Annotated in this window: 15 protein-coding genes; 11 read left to right on the top strand and 4 right to left on the bottom strand. The window is 48.1% G+C overall.

Features of this window, described 5'->3' with window-relative positions; all coding sequences use genetic code 11:
- Positions 1–17 precede the first annotated feature (17 nt).
- The 5 genes from JTN23_RS02365 to JTN23_RS02345 all read left to right on the top strand — a co-directional run bounded on the left by JTN23_RS02365 (position 18) and on the right by JTN23_RS02345 (position 7,206).
- Positions 18–1,310 carry an NHL repeat-containing protein gene (locus JTN23_RS02365; protein WP_247232091.1) on the top strand — a complete coding sequence of 431 codons (1,293 nt, stop codon included), beginning with the start codon at positions 18–20 and terminating at the stop codon, positions 1,308–1,310.
- 100 nt (positions 1,311–1,410) lie between these two features.
- Positions 1,411–2,811 carry an SBBP repeat-containing protein gene (locus tag JTN23_RS02360; protein WP_247232089.1) on the top strand — a complete coding sequence of 467 codons (1,401 nt, stop codon included), beginning with the start codon at positions 1,411–1,413 and terminating at the stop codon, positions 2,809–2,811.
- Positions 2,812–2,925: 114 nt separating this feature from the next.
- Complete coding sequence (locus tag JTN23_RS02355) at positions 2,926–4,209, top strand: SBBP repeat-containing protein (protein ID WP_247232087.1); 1,284 nt, start codon at positions 2,926–2,928, stop codon at positions 4,207–4,209.
- An 87-nt stretch (positions 4,210–4,296) separates the two neighbouring features.
- Entirely contained in the window at positions 4,297–5,691 is a 1,395-nt protein-coding gene (locus JTN23_RS02350) for an SBBP repeat-containing protein (RefSeq protein WP_247232086.1), read from the top strand.
- 114 nt (positions 5,692–5,805) lie between these two features.
- Positions 5,806–7,206, top strand: coding sequence for an SBBP repeat-containing protein (locus tag JTN23_RS02345; protein ID WP_247232085.1), 1,401 nt, complete (start codon positions 5,806–5,808; stop codon positions 7,204–7,206).
- A 79-nt stretch (positions 7,207–7,285) separates the two neighbouring features.
- Here the strand turns inward: JTN23_RS02345 and JTN23_RS02340 are convergent, their stop codons facing one another.
- A complete protein-coding gene (locus JTN23_RS02340) occupies positions 7,286–8,794 on the bottom strand; it encodes a malate:quinone oxidoreductase (protein WP_247232084.1) in 1,509 nt (502 codons plus the stop codon).
- Between the two features lie 342 nt (positions 8,795–9,136).
- Here JTN23_RS02340 and JTN23_RS02335 point away from each other — a divergent pair, with 342 nt between their 5' ends.
- Positions 9,137–9,820 carry a hypothetical protein gene (locus tag JTN23_RS02335; RefSeq protein WP_247232083.1) on the top strand — a complete coding sequence of 228 codons (684 nt, stop codon included), beginning with the start codon at positions 9,137–9,139 and terminating at the stop codon, positions 9,818–9,820.
- An 88-nt stretch (positions 9,821–9,908) separates the two neighbouring features.
- Here the strand turns inward: JTN23_RS02335 and JTN23_RS02330 are convergent, their stop codons facing one another.
- Positions 9,909–10,808, bottom strand: a complete 900-nt coding sequence (locus JTN23_RS02330; protein WP_247232082.1) for an isoaspartyl peptidase/L-asparaginase family protein — start codon at positions 10,806–10,808, stop codon at positions 9,909–9,911.
- A gap of 716 nt (positions 10,809–11,524) precedes the next feature.
- On the opposite strand from JTN23_RS02330, the gene cphA reads away from it, so the two are divergent.
- Both cphA and JTN23_RS02320 read left to right on the top strand, forming a co-directional pair.
- Positions 11,525–14,182, top strand: a complete 2,658-nt coding sequence (gene cphA, locus JTN23_RS02325; protein ID WP_247232081.1) for a cyanophycin synthetase — start codon at positions 11,525–11,527, stop codon at positions 14,180–14,182.
- Between the two features lie 12 nt (positions 14,183–14,194).
- Positions 14,195–15,058, top strand: a complete 864-nt coding sequence (locus JTN23_RS02320) for a cyanophycinase (protein WP_247232080.1) — start codon at positions 14,195–14,197, stop codon at positions 15,056–15,058.
- A gap of 115 nt (positions 15,059–15,173) precedes the next feature.
- Here the strand turns inward: JTN23_RS02320 and JTN23_RS02315 are convergent, their stop codons facing one another.
- Complete coding sequence (locus JTN23_RS02315) at positions 15,174–15,407, bottom strand: hypothetical protein (RefSeq protein WP_247232079.1); 234 nt, start codon at positions 15,405–15,407, stop codon at positions 15,174–15,176.
- Between the two features lie 275 nt (positions 15,408–15,682).
- Here JTN23_RS02315 and JTN23_RS02310 point away from each other — a divergent pair, with 275 nt between their 5' ends.
- Positions 15,683–15,979 carry a hypothetical protein gene (locus tag JTN23_RS02310; RefSeq protein WP_247232078.1) on the top strand — a complete coding sequence of 99 codons (297 nt, stop codon included), beginning with the start codon at positions 15,683–15,685 and terminating at the stop codon, positions 15,977–15,979.
- 242 nt (positions 15,980–16,221) lie between these two features.
- Here the strand turns inward: JTN23_RS02310 and JTN23_RS02305 are convergent, their stop codons facing one another.
- Positions 16,222–16,971: a hypothetical protein gene (locus JTN23_RS02305; protein ID WP_247232077.1), complete on the bottom strand. Its 750-nt coding sequence runs from the start codon at positions 16,969–16,971 to the stop codon at positions 16,222–16,224.
- A gap of 239 nt (positions 16,972–17,210) precedes the next feature.
- Here JTN23_RS02305 and JTN23_RS02300 point away from each other — a divergent pair, with 239 nt between their 5' ends.
- Together JTN23_RS02300 and JTN23_RS02295 are read left to right on the top strand one after the other, a co-directional pair.
- A complete protein-coding gene (locus JTN23_RS02300; RefSeq protein WP_247232076.1) occupies positions 17,211–18,176 on the top strand; it encodes a nucleoside hydrolase in 966 nt (321 codons plus the stop codon).
- Between the two features lie 51 nt (positions 18,177–18,227).
- Positions 18,228–19,421: an AGE family epimerase/isomerase gene (locus JTN23_RS02295; protein WP_247232075.1), complete on the top strand. Its 1,194-nt coding sequence runs from the start codon at positions 18,228–18,230 to the stop codon at positions 19,419–19,421.
- The last annotated feature ends 21 nt before the right edge of the window (positions 19,422–19,442 follow it).

Below are 19,442 nucleotides of genomic sequence, written 5' to 3'. Positions count from 1 at the left end.
ACTTACTCAACTACACAATGAAAAAAGTAGCCATTCTACTGACCTCGTTAACGGTGGCTCTAGCATCAGGCTGCCAGGATCACGTATTTGAACCTCCCCCATCCGGTACAATTCAGGCACTTGGAGCCTGGCGAACCGGAGGAACAGGAAGTGATCAATCTTACAATATTGCCCGGGACGCTCAGGGCAATCTGTTTTTGACAGGAAATCTTGATGGAACTTTCATTGGTAAATACACCAGCAGTGGAGTACTACAATGGAGGAAGAATCTAAGACCAGTTCTCGATCCAGCGGGACATTTTGTTGGCGTTGATGCGAGTGGTAACGTCTACGTAGCCGCGCAGCGCCTGGGTAGTAAAGCCGACTTTGGACAATCCGGTGAGAATGAGGTATACCTTGCCAGCTATACCAACGATGGCACTCTGAGATGGATACTTGCTACTACGGCTAATACCGGCGATCGCACCTTCACAAGTATCATGATTCCCATTGACTTAGTTACTGATGGTGCCGGAAACACCTATATAACCGGCTGGTTTTCGGGAACAGTGGATTTTGGGGGAATCGAATTCGCTTCAAGGCCACAGTCTGCTAAACCTGGCGGCTTTGAGGATGGCTTTCTGCTCAAGGTAAATAAGGACGGAACCTTGCAGTGGGTTAAGCACTTAGCAGGGGACAGGACAGATTATGGTTTAGGTTTAGCCCTGGATCAGGCGGGTAACGTATTTGTCTCCGGCGTTACAGATTCCGGTTCTACATTTGACGGTATCAATGTTACCGGGGCAACCTCCTTTGCTGCAAAATTCGCGCCTGACGGAACCCGACAGTGGGTTACAGCAGTACGTCAAGCATTAACATTTGGTGAGGCAAGAAACATTGGAGTAGATGAAGCTGGTAACAGCTATGTACAAACCGGTGCTGTTGTTACAAAGCTTAACAGCAATGGCGAGGCAGAATGGCACAAAGGTATTCCTGTTGGGAGTCATCCGACTTATACTAAGGTAACTTTTAACAGGAATGGTGACTACTACGTAACGGACACATTTAGTGGCACCATCACTATTGAAGGACAAACACTTACCTCCCGTGGAGGGTATGACATCTTCCTGGTCAAATATGATAAAAATGGGTCGTTTAAATGGATAGTACAGGAAGGAGGTCCCCAAAATGATTCTTCCCGTGAAAATATATTAAGTGAGGGAGGAATTATCCACCTCTTGGGTACCTTCGAAGGTACCACCACCATAGCGGGTACCAGCCTGACCTCTGCGGGCCTGACTGACATATTTGTGGCTACGTATAAAGAGTAAGGTAACAGGAGGGGCTACTACCCAGAGGTAGAAGCCCCTCCTGCTTTTTGTTCATTCCACAGGACATTCTATACTCCATCCATACTTACACAACTACCCCATGAAAAAAGTAGCCATTCTACTGACCTCACTACTCATAGCCTTTGTAACAGGCTGTCAGGATCACAATCTGGAACCGCATCCCGAAGACGTCATGGCCTGGCGTGCCGGAGGAGCGGCTTCTGATCAGGGCGAGCATATTGCCACCGATCATAGTGGCAACGTATATGTAGCCGGGTACTTCACCCAGTCGGCCATCTTCGGCTCCAAATCCCTCACCTCACCAGCCGGTGGTGTTACTATTTTCATAGCGAAGTACAGCCCTACCGGCGAAATACTGTGGGTCCAGCAGCCGACAGCTACCAGTTCATCCAGCATTGGAGGCATGACGGTTGATGCCAGCGGCAACGTATACCTCACCGGGAGCTTCCGGGGCAGAATTACGTTTGGCACTGTAATTCTTAATTCACGCGGAGGAGCCGATATATTCACAGTCAAACTTAACAGCAGCGGTGAAGCACAGTGGGGCCGCAACGAAGGTAGTAGCTCAGATTACCCTTTCACTAGCGATATTGGCAATGGTATTGCGGCGGATGAGGTCGGCAATGTATACGTGACCGGATCTTTCAATGGTACAGCCACCTTTGGTTCTACCTCCCTTACCTCCCGAGGTAGCAGTGATTTATACACTTCTGTATTTATCACCAAGTACAATAGCAATGGTGATGTACTATGGGCCCAGCAGGCAGGAGGAACTGATTTTAATGGAGGTGGTCGTGGTGTTGCCGTAGATGAAAGTGGTAACGCATATATAACAGGGTACTTCAGAGGAACTGCTGATTTTGGTACCACAACACTTACCTCTGGTAGTAGACAAGAAATATTTACTGCCAAATACAGCAACACCGGAGAGGTGATTTGGGCTCAGCAGGGTGATGTTGGGGGATCTGGAACCGCTATCGCAGTAGATAAGAATGGTAATGCCTACGTTACGGGACAAATGGTTGAATATCGGTTCGATAGTCAGATCTATTTTGCTAAATACAATACGAATGGAGAAAGACAGTGGTCCTATTTCTTAGGTACAATTGGTATGCAATATAGAGGTGAAGATATAGCCGTAGATAAAGATGAAAATGTATACTTAATCAGCTTTAATTCATCTCCACAACTCACTTATGTTCCCTATCCTAGGCAAGGGTCAGGACCAAGTGGAAGTGTTATCGACCTGGTTCATTATGGTGATGCAGATGTGTTTGTTGGAAAATTTGATAGCCATGGAAATTTGCTATGGACTAAAACTGCCGGAGGGACTGGCAATGACAACGGCCAAAGCATTGCCATAGATTATAGTGGTACCGTCTATATCACAGGAAGCTTCGAACATACCGCCACCTTTGGCATCACTTCCCTCACATCCAGTAGTGGTAGTGACATCTTCGTAGCAAAGTTCAAGCAGTAACAGGAGCCGGGCAGCTATTTTACCGATAGCTGCCCGGCTTTTTCTATTAAACCCTGTCTTGCTTAAAGAGACATCCTTCATCCACTAATCCATTCACACCTACACAACTACATTATGAAAAAAATAGCTATTCTACTGACGTCTCTATTGCTTGCTTTTATCACGAGTTGCCAAGATCATGTTTTTGAGCCTAATCCAAATAATCCTCCTCTTGAAGAGTCTGCCTGGCTTGGCGGAGGACCTATTTCGTATCCGCATGACCTTTATAGAGACAAAGACGGAAGTGTATATGTGGCCGGTATATATAGTAATACGGCCACCTTTGGCGGGGTAACACTTACTGGTCCTGAATCAACTAATTTTATTAATTCCTTTCTTGTTAAATACAGCTCATCAGGAGAAGTACTGTGGGCCCAAAAGATAGGAGGTAATGGGGATAATTACTTTTATCGCATAGCCGTCGACAGCCATGGCAACGTATACGCCGCGGGTAAGATTACCCATACCGCCACTATTGGTGGGACAACAATTAATGGCCGGGGCTTTATTGTTGTAAAATACTCGAGTCAAGGAGAAATTCAGTGGATAAAACTCGATGAAACATTGAATAGTGATAGTGAAATATTAGCGATTGCTATAGACCAGTCTGACAATATTTATATAGCAGGATCTTTTAGATTTAATACCACAATGGTGAACGGAATTAGAATGACTCCTCGTGACAGTGGAATTCCGCGCATGACCACACACGACTTTTTCATAGCCAAGCTTAATACTTCTGGCGAGTATCAATGGGTCAGGCAGGTTGGTAAAAGCGGGATCGATGTGGCCGTTAATATGACAACAGATAAAGAGGGAAACTTCTACATAACAGGGATAATAGCAGAGGCCAATGGTGCCGGTAATATTGCAAAGTACAACCCCCAGGGCGCCCTACAGTGGATAACGACATTAGGAATAGGCAACGGCTGGGGTCAGAATGTAGAAGTGGATGAGGCAGGAAATGTTTATGTCGACACAGAGAATAGTATAGGTAAAATCAATAGCAGCGGCACTGTTCAGTGGTTTCATCAAATTCCTGCCGTTGATATAGCAGCCAACGCGCAGGGTGAAGTATTTATAACCGGTAACTTTAGTGGTACAGCAAACATTCTGGGACAAACCCTTACATCCAGTGGAGGATCAGATATCTACATAGCCAAACTGGCTAGTGATGGTACGCTCAAATGGATTAGAAGGGATGGAACCGCTTCCTATGAAGTTGCATCTGGTATAACTCTAAGTCCCGAAGGAAATATATTTGTAGTCGGTCAATTTCATAACACCACTACCACCCTGGCCGGCCAAACCCTCTCCGCAAGTGGAGGAAGTCTATTTATAGCCCGATACAAAGAATAGCAAGATGATCCCGGCAGCTACTGGTTGAGGTAGCTGCCGGTTTTTTTCTGTTATCTCCAATCGAATCTATCCATACACAACTACATTATGAAAAAAATTGCAATCTTACTGACCTCACTACTCATAGCCTTCATATCAGGCTGTCAGGATCACAATCTGGAACCTCATCCCGAAGATGTCATGGCCTGGCAGGCGGGCGGGCCAGGCTATGATATTGGAACTAGTATAGCTGTAGATAAAAGTGGCAATATATATACAACGGGCCATTTTAAGGGGACAGCTACCTTCGGTACAACTACACTTACTTCCAAAGGAGAAGATGATGTATTTATTGTTAAGTATAACAGTAATGGTGATGTACTATGGGCTAAGAATGAGGGTGGAGTTGGTTACGATCTTGGACAGGATATTAGTGTAGATATAAATGGTAACGTCTATGTCATAGGCCGATTTCAGAAATCAGCAACTTTTGGTACTACTACAATTGTCTCCAATGGTTCAATTCACATTTTCGATGTGATTGATATTTTCATAGCAAAGTACAGCAGCAATGGTGAGTTTCAATGGGTCCAGCAATTAGGAGGGAACGGCAATGATTTCGGGCAAAGTATCACTGTTGATGAAAGTGGCAATGTGTATGTGACTGGTTATTTTGGCGAAAAAATAACAGTTGGCTCCACAACTCTAAATTCCAATGATGTGAGTGATGTATTTGTTGCTAAATACAACACCAATGGAGAAGGTCAATGGGTTAAGATAGCAGCGAGTTTAGTTAGAAGTTTTGGCGAAGTAGATGAAGGCCAGGGTATAACAGTAGACAAAAGCGGCAATGTATATGTGACCGGAATATTTAACGGTACAATCTTTTTTGGAACGACACCTCTTACATCCAGTGGCGCAAGTGATATATTTATTGCAAAATATAACGCCACTGGAGATCTCCAGTGGGCTCAACGAGCTGGAGGCTCCCGAAGCGATAGAGGGAATAGTATTACAGTTGATCAAAATAATAATATATATGTAACTGGTTATTTTCATCATAACGCTACATTCGGCTCAAAGGTACTTCTTGGTGAAGGTGGGCCAAACTTCTTTCTAGCAAAATATAGCAGCAGCGGTGATATACAGTGGGTACAGAATATAGAAAATGCAAATGGTCTTAGTATAGCTTTAGATAATAAAGATGATGTTTACATATCTGGAAACTACTCTCATATCGCCACCTTTGGTACGACAACCTTCACCACTGCAAGCATTTTTGATAGAGATATGTTTATTGCTAAATATAATTCTATGGGAGCTTTTCAATGGGCTCAGACAGCAGGAGCGAAAAACGGCCTTGAAGATGGTCTAGGGGTTGCAGTAGATGAAGATAAAAATGTATACGTAATAGGTACTTTTTTAGGCCCTGCCACCTTTGGTACCACTACCCTTAATTCCAGTGGTAGTAATAACATATTTGTAGCTAAGTATAAGCAATAACAAGAGCCCGGCAACTATTAATCCAAATAGCTGCCGGGCTTTTTCTATCATACCTACTCATGCTAAATAAGCATCCTTCATTCAATAATCCATGCACACTTACACAACTACATTATGAAACAAACTGTAATCTTACTGACCTCACTACTCATAGCCTTCATATCAGGCTGTCAGGATCACAATCTGGAGCCTCTCCCCGAAGACGTTATGGCCTGGAGCGAGGGGGGCTCTGGTCATGACGAGGGATTGGGTGTAGCCGTAGATAAAAGCGGGAACACATATGTAACCGGATTTTTTTATGATAAGGCTGATTTCGGAGCAATTACACTTTCTGGGAGTGGATACAATGAGATGTTTGTTGTCAAATACAATAGCAGCGGCGAAGTGGAGTGGGCTAAACATGGAGGAGGAACTGGTCACGACAACGGACAAGATATTGCTGTAGATATCCATGGCAATGTATATGTTATTGGACGCTTTCAGCATTCGGCTACATTTGGCACTAGTACAATTGTTTCTAATAGTTCAAATCAAATCCTTGATTTATTTGATGCATTCATAGTCAAATACAGTAGCAGTGGTGAGATGCAATGGGTCCAGAGAATAGGAGGTGCAGGCATTGATTACGGACGAAGTATTGCAGTTGATGAAAGTGGAAATGTATATGTGACTGGAAATTTCGATGGAAAAATAACAGTTGGCGCTACTACACTTACTTCCAGTGACGTGAGCGATATTTTTATTGCCAAATTTAATACTAATGGAGAAGGGCAGTGGGTTCAAAAAGTCACAAGTATAGTAGGAAGTTTTAGTGAAATTGACCAAGGTAATGGAATAGCAGTAGATAAAAGCGGAAACGTATTTGTAACTGGATCATTTAGTGGAAGAGCCACCTTCAATACGACCACTCTCACTTCAAGTGGTTTTACTGACATTTTTATTGCAAAATATAATCAACATGGTCAACTTCAGTGGGTCCAGAAAGCAGGAGGGAGCCAAAATGATGGAGGAAATAGTATTGTTACAGATGAAAATGGTGATGTATATATAACCGGGTACTTTGTTGATTCTGCCCTATTTGGTACAACTGTCTTTAATGGTACAGGAGGGATAGACGTCTTCCTAGCCAAATATAGTAGTAATGGAGAAGTTCAGTGGGCAAGACAAGGAGGAGGTACAGGTTTTGATCTAGGATTTAGTATTTCTGTAGATAATAATGGCTATGTATATGTTACTGGAACATATTCTGATGTTGCAAATTTTGGCACCAAATCTCTAACTACTGGAGGACTTTTTGATAGGGATATATTTATAATGAAATATTCTTCTTCAGGGACTTTTATCTGGGCTGAGAAAGCGGGAGCAACAGGTGGCATTGATGAAGGTCATGGTATTGCTGTTGATGCACTGGGTAATATGACGGTGACTGGATCATTTCTTGGTAGTGCTACTTTCGGTAGCACTACTCTTACTTCCCATTCCAATGATATTTTTATTGCTAAATTTAAGCACTAGCCTTTGATCATTATAAAACTAATAGAGCCTGTCAGTTGCTGACAGGCTCTATTTATAATCAAATATATCAAACCACCTACTACCCTACCATTTCCAGGCCGAGTACTTCGCTGGTGTAGTTGCGGATTTCGCGGCAGAGTTGGGCGTCTTTGGCCAGAGACTTTCCGTAGGACGGGATCATGTCTCTGAGCTTTTGCTGCCAGGCTTCTGAGCGTACCTGATCGGGGAAGCAGCGCTCCATCAGGGTCAGCATGATGGATACGGCCGTAGAGGCTCCCGGTGAGGCACCCAGCAGGGCGGCAATGCTACCATCGGCGGCGCTTACTACCTCAGTACCAAACTCCAGTACACCACCGCCTTTGGGATCCTTCTTGATCACCTGTACCCGCTTTCCGGCTACTTCCAGTTCCCAGTCTTCCATGCGGGCTTCGGGGAAGTACTCTTTCAGGGCCTCAAACTTATCTTCGGGCGACTGACGTACCTGGTCAATGAGGTAACGCGTAAGCGGAATGTTGTGCAGACCGGCCGAGATCATGGGGCGGATGTTCTGCAGCTTTACCGAAAGCGGCAGGTCAAAGTACGAGCCCTGCTTGAGGAACTTGGTCGTAAAGCCCGCGTAGGGGCCAAACAGCAGCTCCTGCTTTCCTTTGATCATACGGGTATCCAGGTGAGGTACCGACATCGGCGGCGAACCTACCGAGGCCTTACCGTATACTTTGGCATGGTGCCGCTTGATTACCTCCGGATTGTTGCAACGCAGCCACTGGCCACTAACGGGAAAGCCACCAAAGCCCTTACCCTCGGGTATGCCCGACTTGAGCAGCAGCGGCAGGGATCCACCACCCGCACCAATAAATACGAATCGGGCCCGTATCTTTCTTTTCTTATCCGTCTTTCTATCCTTTACACTTATTTCCCAGCCAGTCTTCTTGCGGTCCAGGTCGTTTACTTCCTGGTCGAAGTGCAGGGTTACGCCTTCCATCTGCTGCAGGCATTCAAACATGCTGCGGGTCAGGGCTCCGAAGTTTACGTCGGTACCGATGGGCATGTAGGTAGCGGCTACCTTCTGGTTGGGGTCGCGGCCTTCCATCACCAGGGGCATCCACTCCTTGAGCTGAGTAGGATCCTCCGAATACTCCATCTCTTCAAACAGGTGGCACTCGCGCATGGCTTCGTACCGCTTGCGCAGGTAGTCTACGTTTTCGTCTCCCCATACAAAACTCATGTGGGGCAGCCTGCGGATAAATGAATCGGGCAACTGCACGAGCTCCTTCTGAATCAGGTAAGCCCAGAACTGGCGTGACACCTCAAATGACTCCGCAATCTTCACCGCTTTGGAGGTGTCAATGGAGCCATCGGCGCGTTGGGGTGTATAGTTAAGTTCGCAGAAAGCCGCGTGGCCGGTACCGGCGTTATTCCAGGCGTCAGAGCTCTCGGCGGCGGCTACGTCAAGTCTCTCAATTATTTCAATGGTCAGATCAGGCTGTAACTCTTTTAGCAGCATACCAAGAGTAGCACTCATGATTCCCGCACCGATCAAAACCACATCGGGATTTGTACCTTTTATGGATTTACTTTGGGCTGTCATTCTGTTATATTAGTTAACAATTGTCATTCACTTTCAAACCTATAAGCCTCCGAAAGGTTCAGGCTGGGTACCAATAACACGTTACAAATCCTGTTCCCAAAGGGTGCTTCTGACGGAAATTTGGTGCAAAGGAATATAATTATAGAATACCTGACACTACTTCACAAGTAGTTAGTTTCCTTCATCATTCAAATTGTAGATTTCATCCTTTTTTCTATCCATTTCATCCTATTTTATTGGACTTTCCCAACCTTACCCCTGTACCTTTGAGTATCACTTTTAAGGCCTGATAGGGTCATGGCAGTAGTTATAATCTATTAATCCTCACAATCTTTACGCGCTATGTTTATTGGACATTTTGGAGTAGGCCTCGGAGCCAAGTCAATCCGGCCTGCCATTTCGCTGGGTACTTTATTTCTGGCCTCGCAGCTACTCGATCTGATGTGGCCGACCTTCCTGCTCATGGGGCTGGAAGAAGTAACCATTCAGCCCGGTATTACGGAAGTAACGCCCCTCAACTTTACCCACTATCCCATCTCGCACAGTCTGCTCCTCGTGCTGGGCTGGAGCCTGCTGGCAGGAGTACTGTACTGGATTTTGAGAAGAAAGCGGGAAGGGGCCCGACTGGATGCGATGGTTGTGGGGCTATGTGTGCTAAGCCACTGGCTGCTGGATGTGATCATGCACCGGCCCGACCTGCCGCTGTACCCCGGCGACTCTCCCATGCTGGGCCTGGGCCTGTGGAATTCGCTGGCGGGTAGTGTAGTCGTGGAAAGTATCCTGTTTGCAGCCGGTGTGGTACTGTACGCCCGGAGTACTAGCGCCCAGGACAGGATAGGCAGCATCGGCTTCTGGTCCCTGATTGGCTCTTTGGTACTTATCCATGTGGGTAACCTGTTCGGGCCGCCTCCTACCAACACCACTGATATAGCCTGGGCAGGCCAGCTGCAGTGGATCCTGGTACTATGGGCGTACTGGGTGGATAAGCATCGGGTACCCGCGGGGGGTACCGTCCGTATGGCCTGAACTACGCAAATGGCGGAATAATTCTATATCAGAGCATCAACTAAAAAGGCGGCTTGTTGAATAACCAAGTATTCAGCAAGCCGCCTCATCAAAGGATAGCTATTTCACCTTCCCCCCGTTCGTTACGCCAGGCTCTGAGCATACTCTCGCAGTTAAATACCAGCTCCACCTGACCGCTACGATCTATGGCTATGAGTCCAGCACCTCCTCCCAGCTCTTTTACTTTCTCCTTCATGACTATCTCACAGGCCTCCCGCAGTGACAGGCCTTTGTAGTCCATCAGACAAAAAACATCGTGAGCGGCTACCGCCCGCATGATGTACTCGCCGTCGCCGGTACAGGATATCGCACAGGCGCGGTTGTTGGCGTAGGTACCTCCGCCTATAATGGGGCTGTCTCCTACCCTGCCGTATTTCTTATTGGCGATCCCCCCCGTAGAGGTTGCCACGGCCAGGTTACCCTCCTGATCCAGCGCTACGGCTCCTACCGTGCCTTTGCCTACATTGTTGGATTCTTCCTCTTCTTTGGCTTCCTGTAGCATCTGGAAGCGGTGTTCGGTAACGAAGTACTCATCGGGCTCAAAGGGGATACCGTGATCCCTGGCAAAGGCCATGGCTCCGTCTTTATCCAGTAGTACATTCTCGGTTTTTTCCAATATAGCCCGCGCCAGCGCTATGGGGTTGCGTATGTTCCGGACGTTAGCCACGGCTCCGGCCTTCAGCGTTTTGCCGCACATGATGGCCGCATCCATTTCTACTTTTTCCTCCGATGTAAGATTAGCTCCCCGTCCGGCATTGAATAGTGGGTTATCTTCCATAGACTTTACGGCCTGCTCTACAGCATCCAGAGCCGATCCGCCCCGGGCGAGTACGTTATACCCGGCCGTAAGAGCCTCTTCAAGCCCTTCCCGATATTGCTTCTCTTTCTCTTCCGTTAGTTCAGACCGGGTTACCGAACAGGCTCCTCCGTGAATAGCAATTGTAAACATAGAAAATGCTGGGTGTAGTTACTGTATGATGTGCCTGATTATCAGCGTGAGCCTCGGGCACCTACGTGCTTTCTGTTAAAAGCCTGGTACCCGGACCTTGCTCTCCTTCCAAAAAATAAGGTCCGTTGCTGCTCCTGTCCTCTGCCACGCCCTCCCAACCGCCACTCAGCAGGTATATGTATTTCAATTTTAACGGCATCAGGTATTTCCTGTTTGTCAGCCAGCTGTACTGCTGATGTACCCTTTGGCCTGCTCCTGCGTATATTTATCTACGGGTTGAGAAACCAGGCCTTTTACAGGTGCTTTCTGCGTAAAAATTTTCACATTATGAGAATAGCTACCTACCTGCTTTTCCTCAGGTGGAGCTTTTGCTATTCCTAGGAAATATCTAATCGCAACTAAGTTTTGTCTATATGGCGTAGTTATACATCCAGTTACTTCTTCCTTATCAAAATAGCGAATACACAATTATATATTTCGAAATCATTGACTATAACAGAACCTTATTTGGTTCTACCCGCAACAAAACGTAGTATAAATCAACTATAAGAGGAGTGGAATCAGCAGGTGGAGCCACTATTACTTGTCAGGGCATGTATTTTCTATTTAAGGGTTCTAAATAGTGTTGTGAGCAAGACAGAATATAGACAGCAACCAGGAATAGAGACAGAAACAGCACAGGCAAAAAAATACGTAGCACCAATCCGCAACCTTCAATGAAAATAGTAGATATCCGCTGCATGCGGGGCCCCAGCTACTGGTCCGTTAAGCGACACAAGCTGATAGTGATGAGGTTAGACCTCGAAGAGTTGGAAGAATGTCCAACTAATCTGATCCCAGGATTTCATGACCGAATACAGACCTTACTTCCCAGCCTTCATAGCCATGAATGCTCAGAGGGACATCCCGGTGGTTTTTTTGAACGCGTCAAGGATGGCACCTGGATGGGTCATGTGATTGAACATATCGCACTTGAGATACAAACTTTAGCCGGAATGGATTGCGGATTCGGAAGGACCCGCAGTACCGGCGAGCACGGCGTTTACAACGTTGTATTTGAATTTAAAGAAGAAAAAGCGGGTGTCCACGCTGCCCGTTGCGCGGTAGCCATAGCCCAGGCACTTATCAATGATCAGCCCTATGACATCCAGGCCGATGTGGAGGAGCTGAAAAGACTCTACGAATCCGAAAAGCTGGGCCCCAGTACATCGGCTATTGTAGAAGCCTGTGTCCGTAAGGGTATCCCCCACATACGACTCAATGATGACAGCTACGTACAGCTGGGGTATGGCTCAAAGCAGAAACGTATAGAAGCCACCATTACTAGCCAGACCAGCAGCCTGGCCGTAGAGATAGCTTCCAACAAAGCATTGACCAAGGAGATCCTGAGCAGTGCCGGTATACCTGTACCCGAGGGCGTAGTGATCAAAGACGAAAGCGAGCTGTGCGACGCCGTGAAGCAAGTGGGATTTCCGCTGGTCATCAAGCCACTGGATGGCAACCACGGTCGGGGCGTAACTACCGACATCCGGGACGGCGAGTCGGCGCTGGATGCTTTTCGTCTGGCCAGAGAACACTCCGAAGAAGTCATTGTGGAGCGCTTCATAGTAGGTAGTGACTACCGGCTTCTGGTGATCAACTACAAGCTGCGGGCTGCCGCCCGACGTACGCCCGCCTGTATAGTCGGTGACGGTACTTCTACCATACAGCAACTGATCGATAAAGCCAATCAGGACCCACGGCGTGGCGAGGGGCACCAGAATGTACTCACTAAGATTGTAGTAGACGCAACAACCCTGAGCCTGCTGCAGGATCAGGAGCTCACGCTGGATTCGGTTGTAGAAGCCGGCCAGGAAGTACTACTCAAGAAGGCCGCTAACCTGAGTATGGGTGGTACCGCTACGGACGTAACCGATAAGCTCCACCCCGAAATCGTATTCATGGCGGAGCGTGCCGCCCGGGCTATTGGTCTGGATGTATGTGGTATCGACATGATGGCCCTGAACATAGCCAGACCGCTGAAAGAATCAGGAGCGGCCATTATGGAGGTCAATGCAGCTCCGGGATTCCGGATGCATACGCACCCCACCGAAGGGCAAGCTCGTGATGTGGGAGGCTACGTGGCTGATATGCTGTTTCCGGAAGGTACTACATCCCGCATACCCATTATATCCGTAACCGGCACCAATGGCAAAACCACCACTACCCGACTAACGGCGCACCTGATGCAGCAAACCGGCAACTGTGTAGGCTACACGACTACCGATGGTATCTATATCTGCAACCATCTGATTGAAGAGGGCGACTGCACCGGTCCGGATAGTGCCCGTACCATACTCAAAGACCCCGCCGTAGACGTAGCGGTACTGGAGTGCGCCCGCGGAGGACTGCTCCGCTCAGGGCTGGCTTTTGACCAGTGTGATGCCAGCATAGTGACCAACGTCGCCGCCGATCACCTGGGCCTGAAGGATATCAATTCCCTGGAAGAGATGGCCTATGTCAAGGCTGTAATACCCGAAACGGTCAAAAAAGACGGCTATGCGATCCTGAACGCCGACAACGACTATACCTATGCCATGCGCGAGCGGTTGAAGTGCCGGATCGCTCTTTTCAGCATGCATGCTGACAATGAGCGTATCCTTGAACACACCAAAGCAGGTGGTATGGCGTGTGTATTTGAAGATAATTACATCACACTACTAGTAGGCTCCGAAAAGATTCGGGTAGAATCGGTCATGAATATTCCGGCCACCTTTGAGGGCAAGTGCCGCTTCATGATCGAGAACGCGCTGGGAGCAGTACTAGCCGCTTATACGCAGGGTGTTTCCGTAGATCTGATTGCGCAGGGGCTTCGTAGTTTCGAAATATCCGCCGAGAACACACCCGGACGAATGAATATGTTCCACTTCAAGGATTTTGACGTACTGATCGACTACGCTCACAACCCGCACGGGCTATCGGCGCTGGGGCAATACCTGCATCAGGTACCGGCTACCAGTAAGGTAGGTATCATAACGGGAGTAGGCGATCGCCGCGATGAGGATATCAGGGCATTAGGCATGGTGGCCGCTCAGGTATTTGATGAAGTGATCATCCGGGTGGACGAAGACCTCAGGGGTCGTAAGACACAGGAAATCATCAACCTCATCAAACGCGGGATCAGAGCTATCAATCCCAGCCGAAAGATACGGGTCATACAGGATGAACTACAGGCTGTCAACTACGCCATTCGTCACGTCAAGCCCGGTAATGTCATTGTACTACTGACCGAAAAGGTCAGTCAGTCGGTGTCATTGGTCAGGGAGTTTATGGAGCTCGACAAGCAGTACGGACTTACCCGCAAGGTGGAACTTAAAGTAAATGGAGAAGTATAACCAGGAGTACTTATGAAAGCACCGAAAGGAAAATTAATACCAATTGGAGGAAAAGAAGCAAGAAGTCCGTCAAATGCACAAGACTCAAAAGATGAAAAAACCATTGATTTCTTTGGATCCGGAATCCTGAATGATGTTCTGAAAGAGATGAAAGGGGAGGAAAGCCGTATCGAGGTTATTACTTCCGCTTCGGGCTATCCTGAAGAAATGGGTGTAATGTACCAGGAAGCTTTTGGCAAGCTGGGCTGTAATAACGTGGATATCATGCACCTGGATGGCCGGAACGTCAACAGCAAGAAAGTACTGGAGCGCCTGGCCGATGCAGACGGAGTTTTTTTTACGGGTGGCGATCAGGTACAGCTCCTGGATAGAATCTGTGATACCGCCTTTCTGGACGCACTCACAGAACGGTACATGAAGGATGATTTTGTGATAGCTGGTACCAGTGCCGGCGCCATGGCGATGGCTTCGCATATGATCAAAGGCGGATCCGATTCCGAATCGCTCCTGAAAGGTATCGTAGAAATGGGTACCGGTTTTTCATTCCTGCCCGGAACTGTCATTGACACGCACTTTCTGTCCCGCGGGCGATTTTCAAGATTGGCGGCAGCCTTACTCGAATGCCCATCCTGTATAGCCTTAGGTATCTGTGAAGACACCGGCCTGATCATCACCGAAGGTAACCTGATGCGTACCATTGGCTCCGGCGTGGTAGTGATACTGGAACCCGACGAAATCCAGCGTACCAACTATAGGGAAGCCAAAAATATGGAGCCAGTATATGTAGAGAGTTTCAAGCTCCACATCCTCGCCGAAGGAGTTACCTATTCGCTGAAAGAGCGTAAGTTCTTTGTAGACGTAGATGAGTTAAACTAGTGACCGTTCATACATGAAACACCCCGCCGGAGCTATTCCGGCGGGGTGTCTCTGTTTTAGTCTATTGTAATCTACTGATAAGTACTAATTTCAAGTAGCTAATTGCTCACCATCCTTAAATAGAATTGTAGCTGGCACGGGGATGTAAGGCTTTGCCAATGGCATCCACCAGTTCCGGATTTACAAAATCCTCATCCATTACTTCCCAATCGCCATTTTTTTGTACCATTACAAACGAATCCTTATTTGGATATACGATACGAACCCCCTGCTCTCCATTATAATCTTCGGGTTCAACGGTCAGTCTTAGTTCTGCGTCGTTACGTGGGTCTTTCAGGACAATTTCCATTGTACTCAGGTTTAGTTTAAAAATCTATCTCCTCATTCGCTGATTCGATTCCGCTCCTTTGCCTCGGAGGTTCCTCCAACCATCTCATCTTCACCTATACGTTAAAAAGTTATACCAGTTCCACCTCGCTCTCCCACCGTCGACGCTACTTTTTCTGTCTATACTACTGAGCACCAAGATTAAAGCAAAATTAAATTTTGGTTAAGTCTACCGTAGATTACGTTTTGTAACTAACTTTACCATCAACGCATACACTATTTCCTCTATCTTACTTGATGAACAACTTCAACAAATCGTTTGCCCAGGCTGAGGAGCTCGTTGAATATCTCAATTCTCAAAAATCCAGCTCTCTCGAATTCAGAATTATCAATAATCAGATCGGCACTATTGCTATTTACCTCTACCAGAAAGACTACTATACCATGGCGCTGTTCTTTGGGGTACCTTTCGTGGAGGAAGTAATCGGCTACTTCGAAGAGAAGGAGGAGTACGAACTGTGCGCGACCATTGTGAGCCAGCTCAGAAGACTATCAGTGTCCGTTCCGGAACATCAGGAAATGCTGACATACTAACTCAGCCGCTGCCGGTTATAAAAGAAAAAATCCAGCCCTGATCAGGCACAAAAAAACACCTGGCCGAAAAGTTTCGACCAGGTGTTTGACACTATACACACACTATTTGTTTCAAAAATAAGGCGTGTAAATCATATATACATACCGTTCACAAAATAATATTTGATTTTTATACTAAAAGTCTGAGAAGGCCGTAGCCACTTTTTGTTGACACAGTACCAATCCTCCTCTTCATCAGACTTTTACAACCTGCTGTTGTAGTACTCAAAAACGCGCGTCAGATCCTGCTTATTTTTGAGGTCAAGCTCGTTGGTCTTCAAAAAACTGTTGATCTGATCAGCTTGATCTCCCAGTACCTGCAGAAGCCCTTTTTTCGTCGGACTCAATTTGCTGATGGTACCATCGCGCAACACGTAGTAATCACTGTTCATGGCTATACGTACGTGCTTATCTCCCACGTCCATGGCCGCGTTGTAGGTAGGCTTCCGTACTGTGGTGCGCTGGTTGTGCAGCAACTGTACCTTGCCCGGTACCAGTACCTCATAGAAGCCCTTCAGAGGCTTATCCGTTTTATACTCCTGCGTATTAACAAATAGCGTCGAGCGGCCGTTTTTCTCGAGTGAGAAGTTTTTAATTCGGGGTCCCTCTATGGCCTTTACATCCTTGTACGTACTGAGCATTACTTCCAGCTCATTGAAGTGTACGTTGTAGCGCAGGCCCAGCCCTATTATACTGTCGACCGGCTGCCCTCCCACCGGCTGGATACTCTGGTAAAACTTGATGTTGCCTTTGGCCCACACCGTATCGTGGTAGGTTTCCCCGAGTACTTCTGCTTTTCCAGCGGAAGACATGGCCCAGATTATACCCGCAGAATGTAACTGCATACCGTTGGAATTGATCCAGTCTTTGGTGGTTTCGGACATCTGGGTGGATGTTTGCGCCATAGCTGCTGCCGATGATAGCAGCAGCAGACTAAGAAAAACGTGCTTCATAAGTGCTAATGATTTTGTAAAGAAATAAGTGGTGGTGAATAATGACGAATATAGAAAATTAGGGGAGCATTTCCTCCTAATTCAGGTATAAAGACCCATTTTGCCCCTTTTTGTTGTAAGTACCTCCGAAAGTAGTAGCCTGCCACAGTAGGTTCAGTAACTTTCCGGACAGTTCTTTTTATTAAACTAAGAAACCAGGCTCTATGCCACTTACCGCTGTTTAAACCTCTAACCCCCTCATGAACTACTGCCTTAAAGTACTCTTTGTCTATGTAAGTCTGCTGCTAAGTAGCAGTGCCATGTCGCAACGGTATAGCGTAATCCTGGATACGGACATTGACTCGGATGTGGATGATGTAGAAGCGCTGGCTATGCTGCATACCCTGGCCGACCAGCAGAAAATCGATTTGAAAGGGGTCATAGTCACCAGTGATGATCCGTACGCAGCGACCTGTACGGCTGTTATCAACCAGTACTACGGACGCCCCAACCTACCGGTAGGCTTTCTGAAAAATCAGCCTGCGCTTAAGAACCATTCAAAATACACCCGGCAACTCAGCGAGGAGTACCCGCACGCGCTTGGCTCGCACGATAAGGCACCGGATGCTACCAGTCTGTACCGGCAACTGCTGAGCCAGAGCCCCGACGGTTCGGTGGTCATCATTACGGTCGGCCACCTGACCAGCCTGCAGAACCTCCTTCAGTCAGTAGGTGATAAATACTCTCCCTTGAGCGGTAAGGAACTGGTGCAGAAGAAAGTGGCGAAGTGGCTATGCATGGGAGGTACCTATCCCGAAGGAAAAGAGGCTAACTTCTACCGCCCCGATCCGGGTTCGACCGTCTACTGCCTACAGGAATGGAAAAAACCGGTGGTATTTGCCGGCTGGGAAGTAGGCGACCGGATCAAGACCGGAGGTACCTACCTCAAAGGCCAACTTACCCCCAGTAGCCCGGTCTACCGCGCCTATGAGCTATACAATGGATTTCAGGGACGGGCCAGCTGGGATCAGGTGGCGGTGTTTCTGCTGATGGATGAGTCCAATAAGTACTTTGATACCGTAAAGCAGGGATACTGCCACGTCAATGCCGACGGCAGCAACCAGTGGCGGACCGATCGGGACAGCCTGCACGAGTACGTAGTACTGAAACCGGATGCCGATGTAAACGAAATAGCCCGCCTCATGGACCAGATGGCCATCCGGTAGCGGTACCCCGATGATATACCAGCACTTAAACCTACGAATAGAACCTACCCTATGTTAGCCCCCTTTAGTGCCCGTGCCTTCCGTCAGGAGCTGGTCAAGATTCTGGATTACTGGGAAAAGTACACGCCCGACGGCCACAACGGCTTTCACGGACGCGTCAACTACGACAACCAGCCGGTAGCCGACTCTCCCCGTTCAGTAGTAGTTACCAGCCGCATCCTGTGGACCTTCGCCATGGCTAACCAGTACCTGCACAAATCGAAGTACCTGACCCACGCCGCCAACGCCTACCAGTACCTGACCCGCCACTTCATGGACCAACAGAACGGTGGCGTGTACTGGTCAGTAAAAGCCGATGGCTCACCACTTGATACCAAAAAGCAGATCTACGGCCAGGCTTTTGCCATATACGGCCTGAGTGAGTACTACCTCGCCAGCAACCACGCTCCCGCCCTAGCCGAAGCCAGAAAGCTCTACGAACTGGTGGAGAAGTACTCCTTTGACCCCAAGCAAGGCGGGTACCGGGAGGCATTCGCGCAGGACTGGAGCGATACCGACGACTACATCCTGAGCAAAGCCCCCTGGAACAAGAGCATGAACACGCACCTGCACCTGATCGAGGCGTATACCAACCTCTACCGTGCCTGGCCCGATGCCAGGCTCAAGGAGCAGATCAAGGGCATGATGGACCAGATCCTGACGCACATCGTGAGTGACAAGACCCACCGGATGCGGCTCTTTTTTGATACCAACTGGCAGCCCAGGGACGAGATTATCTCCTACGGCCACGACATAGAGGCTTCATGGCTCCTGTACGAAACCGCCGAAGTACTACACGACGAGGCTATGACGGCCCGCGTGCGGGACCGGGCCATAAAGATGGCCGAAGCCGCTGCTACGGGCCTGGGTAAGGATGGTGCTCTCCACTACGAATACGACCCCGCCACCGGCCACACCCAGTACAACCGGAGCTGGTGGGTAGCCGCCGAGCAGTTGGTAGGTTTCTACAACGCCTACCAGCTCACCCGCGAAAATCACTTCCTGGAAAAAGCAAAAAAGAGCTGGGACTACATACAGGCCAGTTTTATAGATAAGGAAAAGGGCGAGTGGCACACCACCGTGACCTACGACGAAGCTACGGGTCAGGGCGCTCCCGTCAGGGGTGATAAGGTACACTTCTGGAAGGGACCTTATCACAATGCCCGCGCCTGCGCTGAGATGTGGCGTCGTATGGGAGGAGCTTAGTAAAGAGATAGTTCTAGAAAC

The organism is Telluribacter roseus (assembly GCF_017355915.2).
Lineage (GTDB): Bacteria > Bacteroidota > Bacteroidia > Cytophagales > Spirosomataceae > Telluribacter.
Note: the sequence above shows the minus strand (reverse complement) of the source record. Positions and strands in the feature narration are given on the sequence as shown.